This is a genomic window from Arenibaculum pallidiluteum, assembly GCF_017355985.1.
In the GTDB taxonomy this organism is placed as follows: Bacteria; Pseudomonadota; Alphaproteobacteria; order Azospirillales; family Azospirillaceae; genus Arenibaculum; species Arenibaculum pallidiluteum.
This window is the reverse complement of the sequence record NZ_JAFIQU010000031.1, coordinates 24,513-35,057: the sequence shown is the minus strand read 5'-3', so window position 1 is coordinate 35,057 and position 10,545 is coordinate 24,513. Positions and strand designations below refer to the sequence as shown.

The following is a 10,545-nucleotide window of genomic DNA, read 5'->3' as shown; positions in this document are numbered from 1 at the left end:
ATAAGGGATGCCGTCTACCGAAAGCCGGGGGCCGGCATGTCCGCCCGTTAGGTCCCGCTCCAAAGTGGCGTAACGGATTGCTGGCACTCTCCGCGCAGGATGAGGGAGCCGCTGCTGGCCGTCGTTGCAGGCGAAGGTTCCTGGGGCGCTGTCTCTCCTGGTCCGGGTTGAGCCTCCATAAGGCGGGAGTTCGGGGAGCCCACGGCACCATGCAGGCTCCGCGAAGCGGGATATCCCAGATGATCTTCACTTCCGGGGACAAGCAGTCCCCGGACCCCTGCCTATTCTATACCATCCATTCGGCCAGAACTCCGGCGCCCTCCCCGCAAGCATTTCGGAACTTGAAATTGCCCTAAAAAGAGTGAGATCCGAGACTCAGAAATGGGCCGATGGTCAAATTAACGAGACCGAAAGATGGCTTAAGGAAGCTGCAGGATTCGCCCATACCGTAAACAACGAACTGTCGGCCCTGATTGTCGCGCTCAATTGACTTACTTTGATGGTGTCGATTTTCGGAATTGACACTCGATGCAATTGCACTCCAAGAGAATGTTTTCTTGGGACCAGGTCGTCGACTTAGGTTTCCTACTACGCTTCATTGAAAGTCAATGACTTGGCCTCTTACAGCAGGAACGCCTCTCGCTGTGCCGCGTCAGCGCCGACATGCTGACCGTGCGCGCGGTGCGCGGCATAGAAGAAGCCGAGCCGGTAGGCCAGGTAGTCCAGCTTCGTTGAGCCCACCCCCTCCTCGGACCAGGCGATCTCCGCATGCGAGCAGGCCCAGGGCTTGCCTTCGAAGGCCGGGAGCCGCTCCTCCAACCGAGGCCGGTCGAAGCCGGCATTGTGAGCGACCACCAGAGAAGCCCGCGCCAGGATCGCCTCGACCGCCGCGTCGTTGATGCGCTGGCCGCGGACCTTCTCATCCGTGACCCCCGTCAGCTTCGTCACCTCGGGCGGAATCGGCCGGCCGGGATCCTCGTACCAGGACCAGCTTCCGAGCACCTCGAAGATGCGGCCGCACTCGACGCCATCGAGGAACTCGACCATGGCGAGTTGGATGATACGATCTCCGCCTCCAGCCCCGTCGTTTCCGTATCGACGACCAGGCCGACACGCGTCGCGCAGCCATCGTACTCGTGATAGCGCGGCCGCGGCACGAACCGGCGCAACACCACATACTCGTCGCTGGCGGCCAGCAGCGCGGCGGCCGCCTCGAGATCCCCTCTCACCGCAGCGCACCCCTTCCCTGCCCCGACGCCCCCGCCGGCACTGTCGCATCCATCGGCCATGTCGCCTGGCGCTGGCACCGGCAGCACCGGCATGTTCCAATCCGCTGATCTGCACCGACGGACACACCACCACAGAATGGCACTGCATGTCAGGATCTTCGCGCGCAAGGAGATCGAGGCCGGCGCCGCGGCGGGCTTCGATGCCGTGATCTCGGTCCGCGGCACGTCGAGCAGATCTCCCACCCGGGAGCTCGACACCGCGATCGCCGAGGCCGTGCTCGGCGAGGTCAATGCAATGCTGGTGCTGCGCTTCGACGACATCGGGGTGCCCGCCTTCGGCCGCCAGGCGGGTCCGGCGGACGAGCATGCCCTGGCCGTTCTGGACTTCTCACGGAGCCTCCGGGCGCGCCTGCCCGACGCAAGGATCGCGATCCACTGCGAGATGGGCCGCAGCCGGTCCGCGGCCGTCGCCCTGGGCATCCTCGCCGACGGGCTCGGGCCTGGGCGCGAGAGCGAAGCCGTCGCCGAGCTGCTCGGCCGCGACATCGAGGGCCACGTCGCGCCGAACCCGCTCCTGGTCCACCTCCTCGACCAACGCCTCTGGCGCTATGGCGCGTTCGAGGCGGCCCTCGCCGCAGCCAGCCCCGCCTATGTTGCAGCCCGCGATCACTGGGCCGCCGTGGCCGCCGATCCCCAGGGCGCTCTGAAGGCGCGAACCGAGCGCCGCCGGCGGCCGCGCCGAAGCGAGTTCGACCAGGACGTGCCTGGCGACTGGAGCTGACGCGGCCGGCAACTACGGCAGCGGGCGCACGACCTGCACTGAAGGCGGATTGCGATGGTGTTCGGTGGCAATTACTCGCTCCGCCTGGTGTCCTCCTGGTGCAGAGCCGAGCCCAATTTCGGCATGGCGGCATCAGAGCTGCGCATGAGCATCGCCTGTGCCTGACCCTCTATAGATTCGAGTGCAAGCGTCGATCTGCCCGTCGTCGCGCGCCGACCGGAGGCCAGAGCACCCTCGATAAAGGCCAGGCGGAGCGTTGGATGTGCGGCTGGGAAAGGATGGACGGACATGTGTAGCCTCTGCGACTCCGCGCACCCAGGCGAGCGGTCCCGCTCGCGCCCCCTCTCCCGACGCGACTTCATCAGGACCGCGGCGCTGGCCGGCACTGCGGCTACCGTGGGACCGGCACTGCTCGACGCGCCGCCGGCATCGGCTCAGGCGATAGCGCCGCCCGTCGATTCCGGCACCGTCGGCCGCCGCTACCTGATCCGTGGTGGTGCGGTTCTGAGCATGGATCCGGCCGTCGGCGACTTCGCCGAAGCCGACGTGCTCGTCGAGGGGCGGAGGATTGCCGCGGTCGGCAGCAATGTGGACGCGGGCGATGCGCAGGTGGTCGACGCACGCGGCATGATCGTGATGCCGGGCTTCATCGACACCCATCATCACGAGTTCGAGACCGCCTTGCGGAGCTTCCTGGCGGACGGCCTCCTGTTCAACGACGGCCAGCCGCACGGCGCGATCAACTACTTCGACTTCATCCTGGGCAAGTTCGCTCCCGCGTATCGGCCGCAGGACGTGCACATCAACATCCTGTTCGGCTCCTTGAGCCAGCTCGACGCCGGCGTCACCTCCGTGCTCGACGTCTCCCAGATCCACCATTCGCCCGAGCACACCGACGCGGCGGTGAAGGGCCTGGCTGATTCGGGTAGGCGCGCCGTGCTCGGGTACTTCGAGGGGAGCGGCAATGCCAGCAGGTATCCGGACGATGCCCGCCGGGTGATGAAGGAGCACTTCTCGTCGGAGGACCAGCTCCTCACGATGATGATGGGCGGCGAACTCTATCTGCCGGGCTACGAAGCGTCATGGCGGATCGGCCGGGAACTCGGCATTCCCATTGCCGCGCACGTGTTCGGGAACTTCGGGATCCCGAAGGCCGTCGACGAGCGCATCCAGGCGAAGGCCCTCGGCCCCGACCTCCACTTCATCCACATGACCCTCATGTCCGACGAGCACTGGCGGGCGATCGCCGATGCGGGCGCCACCGTCTCGATCGCCGTGCCAATCGAAATGACGATGCGGCACGGCATGCCGCCGATCCTCAAGGCCATGGAGATGAATGTCGAGCCGTCGCTCAGCACGGACGTGGAGTGCACGATGACGGCCGATTTCTTCACACAGATGCGCTCGATGATGACGCTGCAGCGCGCGCTCGTGAACGAGCGCGCGCTCGCGGGGGAAAAGAACCTGCCGAAGCTGCTCACGTCGCGCGACGTGATCCGCTTCGCCACGGTGGAGGGCGCGCGGCATCTCCGGCTAGACAGGAAGATCGGAACGCTCACGCCCGGCAAGGAGGCGGACATCGTCCTGCTCGACGCCGGCGCCATCAACGTGGCGCCGCTGAACCACGTCCCCGGCGCGGTGGTGACCCTCATGGAGCGCAGCAACGTCGACACCGTGATCGTCGCCGGCAAGGTCCGGAAGTGGAAGGGCCGGCTGCTCGACGTGGATCTGCCGAAACTGCGCCGCGAGCTCGAGGCCTCGCGCGATCACCTCTTCCAGGCGGCGAAGATCGACCCTGACCTTTTCCGCACCTGACGCGCGACCTGCACTGAAGTCCGAAGCGTGCACTTCGCCCACCATGACCACAAGCTCCCCCACATGCTTGTGGCCGATGGCTGAGCAGAGGGACGATGCCGCGATTGAAATGGCTTTCTTGGCTGGGCGGCGGCTTGGCTGTTGTGGCGGCTGGCGTATATGCTCTCATCGAGGGGAACGCGCTGGTCTGGGGCGCTCCCGGGAGTTCGAGTCCTTCCCGCGAGGCCGGCGTCTATGTGACCGACGGCATGATGGCATGCCGAACGGAGGACGGCCTGAGAGAGGTCGTCAAGGCCGCACATGCCAGGGACGGCAAGCGGTTCAGCAGCGTACCCGGGTGCACGCTGACCAAGCCCGGTCAACGGGTCGAAGTGATCGCCAAGGGCCCGGCAATCTCGCGGGTGAGGATCGTGGCGCCGAACGGCAGCGCCATGGAGATGGTCACCTGGAATCAGAACCTGGTGGCGCGCGATCAGGCCTCGGCCGCCCAGGGCGCCCGCCTCGTCGGCATGGGCCGCTGAGGGAGCACACCAGGCATTGTGACCTCGCTCTGCCCGCTGCACGCTGGCCGACGGCGGCCGCGTGCTCCAGCTACTTGCTGATGATCCTGATATCCGCGCCCTTCGCCCCGCAGGCCGAGCGGAACAACAGCCTGCGGACATCGTCGAGCGTCTTTTCGGCCCCGTGCTTCTCGGCCAAGGAAGCGAAGTCCAGCACCGCCGAGTGCCCGCAGCCCTTGGGGCACCACGCGGCCAGCCTGGCGCTGGCTGACCGCGCCTTTTGGTCCCGAGCACCGCACCCGCGCCCGCATGCAAGGATGGCCTGGCTGTGGCCAGCCGGTTGAAATCGCAGGGATCGGCTCGCCCGGAGCCTTTGACATCGGCTCACGCTGGCACCCAACATGCACACGGCCGCTCCGGGGAACCAGCCTTCGGGGTTAATACCGTGGTGATTGGACCCGGATCTTGACCCACGCCGGAGACCGACTACCTCGAAGCGCGCCGGGAGCCGTCAAGGGCCCGGCCTTCCGCGGCTGCGACAGGCCGCACCTCGTAACCATGTTGCTCGCAGGAGGATGTGGCTATGAGATCAGCACTCGATCCTTCGCCGCTGTACCGAAACCTCATCGGTTTCGACCGGCTGGCTGGTCTCCTCGATGATGTGATGCGGCTGAGGCCGAGCGAAGGCCCCCCGCATTACGACATCGAGAGGACGGGCGAGAACGCCTACCGCATCACCCTGGCGGTGGCCGGCTTGGGTCCCGACGACCTCGAGATCTCCACCGAACCGAACCTGCTCCGCGTCCGCGGTCGCAAGCCCGTGGACACGGCCAGCGAGGTGCTGCACCGCGGCATTACGCTTGGCAATTTCGAACGCCGCTTCGAACTGGCCGACCACGTCCGGGTCGAACGTGCGAGCCTCGATGGCGGGTTGCTGCGCATCGAGCTCCTGCACGAGCTGCCCGACACGATACGGCCGCGCCGGATCCCGATTGGGTCAGCGTCGGCGCGTGCAAAGGCTCGGCGAGCCAGGCAGTCCCAGCGGAAGGCCGCCTAAGGAGGCGATCCGATCCCGTGTGCGGTCCCACCGTGGTCCGGCCACGGAACGGGCGGCGTGTGCCGCCTGGAGCCTCGGGAGAATGACGCTCAAGGATGGAGGTCAAAATGGAGATCCTGAAGGAGAAAAGAGTCCGTCATCGACGTGCTTAACTTCGTCGCAGCCGTGGTGCTGTTCTGCGCACCATGGGCGTTCGGCTTCGCCGGACATCCCTCAGCATCCTGGAACGCCTGGCTGACCGCGAGCGTCGTGGGCGTTATCGCCGCTGCGGCGGTGTTCAGCTACGCCGAATGGGAGGAATGGGTGAACGCCGTTCTCGGCGTATGGGCAATCGTCTCGCCCTGGGTTCTCGGCTTTGCGGACGTGCCGGCTGCGACGTGGAGCCACGCCCTGGTCGGCTTGGTGGTCGCGGCGCTCGCCGCATGCGAGCTCTGGATGACCCGGCAGCCCCCGCACGTGGCCGCTTGAGGCCGTGACGGCCGACACGCCTGCTGGAACGAAGGAGGATGTCATGAACGGAAAGGTCAGGAGCGCATTTCGAAATGCCTTGCTTGCCGGCCTGACGGCCACCGCGCTGTTGTGGCCCGCCGCAGCTGCCGCCGCCCCGACCGGGGTCCGCAATCCCGACGGGCCGGCCTACACGCGGGCGTTGAACCTGCTGCACGCCCATATGGCCGCGAATGGGCTTGTCCCCTCGGGCTCGGTCGAACGCAGGGGTGAGGTCTTCGAGGCCACGGCCACGAAGGATGGGCAGACGGTTCGCCTGCTGGTCGATGCGAGCGGCACCGTCCGCGAGGCGCAGGGCTGACAGGAAAAGGTCCGGGGTGCTCGCGCGCCCCGGACCGGGCCGAGCCGCCGAACCAGGAGTTCAAACCATGACGAAACTCATGTCCGATCGCCTGGCCTCCACGGCCGATGAAGCCACAATTATCCCGTTTCCTGCCCAGGATTCGGCCACCCGGCGTTCCGCCCGCCGGCCCGATGTCGCGACGTCCGGCGATGCCTGGATCTACCGGCCATGCAGAAGCCCCCTGCAGCGCGGTCTCCGCGCCCGGCCGTGGGTGCTCGACTTCGTCCCCCAGGAGCCGGAACGTCCGGACTTCCTGATGGGCTGGTCGGGGTCCGCGGACACGCGCAAGCAGATCCGGCTGGAATTCGCCACGCTCGATGCGGCCTTGGCCTTTGCGGCCCGGCGCGGCTGGGAGGTCACCGTAAAGGGCGAAGCCGAGCTGCGGCCGGTGGCGCCACGTCCGACCTGGCTCTCCGAACCGCCGGTCCAGCCGGCCAGGGACCCGGATCCCGACTTGCTGACGCTTGTGGCCGCCTGAGCTGCGGCCACGCGTGCGGTTGCCCCTTGCAGTTCAGAGAGGGATCATTGCCGATGAGGATTGCACAGATCGCTCCCCTGATCGAAAGCGTGCCGCCCAAGCTCTATGGCGGCACCGAGCGGATCGTCTCGTACCTGACCGAGGAGCTCGTGCGCCAGGGTCACGACGTCACCCTGTTCGCGAGCGGGGACTCACGGACCTCGGCCGAGCTCGTTGCCTGCTGGGACACGGCGCTCCGGCTGACGCCGCAGGTGCAGGATGCAATCCCGTATCACCTTATGATGCTCGACGAGCTGCGACGGCGGGCCCCGGAGTTTGACGTCCTGCATTTCCACGTCGACATGCTGCATTTCCCGATGTTTCGGCACCTGGCGGACCGCACGGTGACGACGCTGCACGGGAGACTCGACCTGCCCGACCTGCAGCCCTTCTACCGCCGCTTCCCGGAGTTCCCGCTGGTGTCGATCTCCGACGACCAGCGCCGCCCGATGCCGCCGGTGAACTGGGTGGGAACGGTGCACCATGGCCTGCCGCCCGACCTGCTTCCCTTCAGTCCGGAGCCCCGCGGGCGCTACCTGGCTTTCCTCGGCCGGATCTCGCCCGAGAAGCGGCCGGACCGCGCCATCGAGATTGCCAAGCGCGCCGGCATCCCTCTGCGCATCGCGGCCAAAGTCGATCGCGCCGACCTCGCCTACTTCGAGAACAGCATCAAGCCGCTGCTCGCCCATCCGCTCGTCGAGTTCGTGGGCGAGGTCAACGAGACGCAGAAGGCCCGGTTCCTCGGCGATGCCCTGGCACTGCTGTTCCCGATCGACTGGCCGGAGCCCTTCGGGCTCGTGATGATCGAAGCCATGTCCTGCGGAACGCCGGTGATCGCGTTCCGGTGCGGCTCCGTGCCGGAAGTGCTCGAGGACGGCGTTACCGGTTCCATCGTCGACGACATGGACGGGGCGGTCGAGGCTGCCCGTCGGGTCGAGAGGTTCGACCGCCGCCTCATCCGTCGGCGCTTCGAGGAGCGCTTCTCGGCAGCCCGGATGGCGCGCGACTATGTGGCGGTCTACGAGGCGCTGAAACAGCGGGCCCCCGCCTTGCAGGCGGTGTGAGGAACCGCCGGGGGGCCGTCCGGCGACGGCCCCAGAACCTGAGGGAGACATGCATGCCCGACACCGGCACGCCGAACGCCGCAGCCTTCCACGGCGTTGGCACGCCCCAGTTCTACATCCCGGCGACCAGCTCGCTGGCCGAGCGAAGGCCACGGACGCTCAAGCACGGAGACAGCTTCGCCGTCTTCGACCACAACGGCGACATCGTCAGCGGCCCTGGAAGCCCCGAGGGCCTGTTTCATCAGGATACGCGCCATCTCTCTCTGTTCGAGCTGTCGCTCGACGGCGAGCGTCCGATGCTGCTGAGCTCGACCCTGCGGCTCGACAATGCAGCGCTGACCTGCGACCTCACGAACCCCGACATCTTCCGCGACGGAGCTCTCGCGGTCGAGCGCGACACGATCCATCTGCTCCGCACCAAGTTCCTCTGGGACGGCGCCTGCTACGAACGCCTGTCCGTGCGGAACTTTGCGGCTCATCCTGTGGCAATCCGGCTCGCCATCCGGTTCGGCGCCGATTTCGCCGATCTGTTCGAGGTCCGCGGATCTCGGCGGGCGCGGCGGGGCACGTTGCACGCACCTGAGGTCGGCGCGGATCTCGTCCGCCTGGCCTACACCGGCCTGGACGGGCTGCTGCGCGTCACGGAGCTTCGCTTCGAACCGGTGCCCGATACGCTCACCGCGGACACTGCGACATTCGAGCTGCGGCTCCCGCCGCGCGGTTCCAGGGAAATCCATCTGGCTGTGGCCTTCCGCGAGGGCGGCCTCACAGGCTCGATCCGTCGGACGTTCCTGACGTCCATGACCCATGCGCGGCGCGCGCTGCGGGACTCCTCGTCACGGGCCGCATCGGTCGCAACCACGCACGAGGTTTTCAACGAAGTGGTCCGGCGCTCGGTCTCCGACCTGTACATGCTGCTGACCGACAAGCCCGAGGGTCCGTACCCCTATGCCGGAATTCCGTGGTTCAGCACCGCCTTTGGCCGGGATGGCATCATCACGGCGCTCGAGACGCTGTGGATGGATCCCGAGATCGCGCGCGGCGTCCTCGGGTACCTCGCGGCCAACCAGGCCACGGCAGAGGATCCGGAGGCAGACGCAGAGCCCGGCAAAATCCTTCACGAGACCCGCGGTGGCGAGATGGCCGCACTCGGCGAGGTGCCGTTCCGCCGCTATTACGGCAGCATCGATTCGACACCGCTCTTCGTGACGCTGGCAGGTGCCTATCTGGAACGGACCGGCGACCTGGCGACCGCACGCACGCTGTGGCCACACGTGCAAGCAGCGCTCGACTGGATGGACCGCTACGGGGACAGGGACGGTGACGGTTTCCTGGAATACGCCCGGCAGACAGAAAGCGGTCTGGCGAACCAGGGTTGGAAGGACAGCCACGATTCCGTCTTTCACGCCGACGGGTCGCTGGCCCGCGGTCCGATCGCCCTGTGCGAGGTCCAGGCCTACGCCTACGCGGCGCGCCGGGCCGCGGCGGCGATCGCGCGGCGCCTGGGCGACCACGCCGAGGCGGTCGCACAGGATAGCAGGGCCGACACACTGCGGACCCGTTTCGAGGAGCAGTTCTGGGACGAGGATCTGGGGACCTACGTGTTGGCGCTGGACGGCGACAAGCAGCCCTGCCGCGTGCGCGCCTCCAACGCCGGTCATGCGCTGCTAGCCGGCATCGCCGCACCGGCCCGGGCGCGACGGGTTGCGGCACAGCTGATGGGCCGCGACTTCCTTTCGGGCTGGGGCATCCGGACCGTCGCCTCGGGCGAGGCGCGCTACAATCCGATGTCCTATCACAACGGGTCGGTCTGGCCGCACGACAATGCGCTGATCGCACTCGGCTTCGCGCGCTACGGCCTGCGCGCGGAGACCGCCCGGTTGCTCGAAGCGTTGCTGGGGGCCGCAACATACATGGACCTTCGGCGTCTGCCCGAACTCTTCTGCGGGTTCCGGCGGCGCTCCGGTGGCAGCCCGACACCTTACCCCGTCGCCTGCGCGCCGCAGGCATGGGCCGCGGCGGCGCCAGTGGCCGTGCTTCAGGCGTGCCTCGGCCTCGGCTTCGACCCCGAAGCCGGCGCCGTGACCTTCGACCGGCCTACATTGCCGCCGTCGCTCGACATAGTGACACTGCGGCGCATCTCGATCGCCGGCGCCTCGGTCGATGTCCAGCTCCATCGCCACGGTGATGGAGCGGCGCTCTCCGTACTCCGGCGCGACGGCGAGATTCGCGTCCTTACGACCAACTGAGGTGGCAAGGATGCGAAAACCGGCCCATCAACTGCGATGGATGGTCTCGCGGGCGGCCTCGTGCTTCGGACGTCCGACCTTGCGAGCCGCTGAGCCGTTCCGCTCCGGGGAGGGCGCATCCATCACCGATAGATCCGATCTACCCTCGCCGGGACCTCAAGGTCCGGCGAACGAACCTCATGACCATGTTGCTCCAAGGAGGATATGGCTATGAGCCAATCTCGAACCATCCCCGAAACGCACATCGACGAGCTGCAGATCCGAGCGGACCGCCCATACGCTCTCACGGCCCTGGCGGAGCCCTCGACCGGGGTTCTTCCGGATTCCGCAATGGCCTTGTCCCGCCCGGACCGAACGAACGCGGACCCTCTGGATCTCGCGCTCGAGCTGACCTTCCCCGCCAGCGACCCGCCGGCATCGACCCCGCTGGTCGGCCTTGGCTCGAGCCGGCTTTCCGGCTCGGATGCCCGCTGATGGAGGCCG

Annotated in this window: 11 protein-coding genes; 10 read left to right on the top strand and 1 reads right to left on the bottom strand. The window is 67.3% G+C overall.

Features of this window, described 5'->3' with window-relative positions; translation table 11 throughout:
- Window positions 1-621: 621 nt before the first annotated feature.
- Window positions 622-1,278 (bottom strand): exonuclease domain-containing protein, encoded by a 657-nt coding sequence (locus JUB13_RS31955; RefSeq protein ID WP_268914446.1) that lies wholly within the window; start codon window positions 1,276-1,278, stop codon window positions 622-624.
- 87 nt (window positions 1,279-1,365) lie between these two features.
- Between JUB13_RS31955 and JUB13_RS30770 the strand changes: the two genes are divergently transcribed.
- The 10 genes from JUB13_RS30770 to JUB13_RS30725 all read left to right on the top strand — a co-directional run bounded on the left by JUB13_RS30770 (window position 1,366) and on the right by JUB13_RS30725 (window position 10,536).
- On the top strand, window positions 1,366-2,010 hold the full coding sequence (locus JUB13_RS30770) for a hypothetical protein (protein WP_207486088.1): 645 nt from the start codon (window positions 1,366-1,368) through the stop codon (window positions 2,008-2,010).
- 288 nt (window positions 2,011-2,298) lie between these two features.
- Entirely contained in the window at window positions 2,299-3,825 is a 1,527-nt protein-coding gene (locus tag JUB13_RS30765; RefSeq protein ID WP_207486087.1) for an amidohydrolase family protein, read from the top strand.
- Between the two features lie 236 nt (window positions 3,826-4,061).
- Window positions 4,062-4,346 (top strand): hypothetical protein, encoded by a 285-nt coding sequence (locus JUB13_RS30760; protein WP_207486086.1) that lies wholly within the window; start codon window positions 4,062-4,064, stop codon window positions 4,344-4,346.
- 562 nt (window positions 4,347-4,908) lie between these two features.
- Complete coding sequence (locus JUB13_RS30755) at window positions 4,909-5,382, top strand: Hsp20 family protein (protein ID WP_207486085.1); 474 nt, start codon at window positions 4,909-4,911, stop codon at window positions 5,380-5,382.
- A gap of 144 nt (window positions 5,383-5,526) precedes the next feature.
- The gene (locus tag JUB13_RS30750; protein ID WP_207486084.1) at window positions 5,527-5,850 is read left to right on the top strand and encodes an SPW repeat protein; all 324 of its coding nucleotides are present in this window, start codon (window positions 5,527-5,529) and stop codon (window positions 5,848-5,850) included.
- Between the two features lie 43 nt (window positions 5,851-5,893).
- Window positions 5,894-6,190, top strand: coding sequence for a hypothetical protein (locus JUB13_RS30745; RefSeq protein ID WP_207486083.1), 297 nt, complete (start codon window positions 5,894-5,896; stop codon window positions 6,188-6,190).
- 67 nt (window positions 6,191-6,257) lie between these two features.
- Window positions 6,258-6,710, top strand: a complete 453-nt coding sequence (locus JUB13_RS30740; RefSeq protein ID WP_207486082.1) for an NADH dehydrogenase ubiquinone Fe-S protein 4 — start codon at window positions 6,258-6,260, stop codon at window positions 6,708-6,710.
- 53 nt (window positions 6,711-6,763) lie between these two features.
- On the top strand, window positions 6,764-7,813 hold the full coding sequence (locus JUB13_RS30735; RefSeq protein WP_207486081.1) for a glycosyltransferase family 4 protein: 1,050 nt from the start codon (window positions 6,764-6,766) through the stop codon (window positions 7,811-7,813).
- 53 nt (window positions 7,814-7,866) lie between these two features.
- Complete coding sequence (locus JUB13_RS30730) at window positions 7,867-10,062, top strand: amylo-alpha-1,6-glucosidase (RefSeq protein ID WP_207486080.1); 2,196 nt, start codon at window positions 7,867-7,869, stop codon at window positions 10,060-10,062.
- Between the two features lie 210 nt (window positions 10,063-10,272).
- Window positions 10,273-10,536 (top strand): hypothetical protein, encoded by a 264-nt coding sequence (locus JUB13_RS30725; RefSeq protein ID WP_207486079.1) that lies wholly within the window; start codon window positions 10,273-10,275, stop codon window positions 10,534-10,536.
- Window positions 10,537-10,545 lie beyond the last annotated feature (9 nt).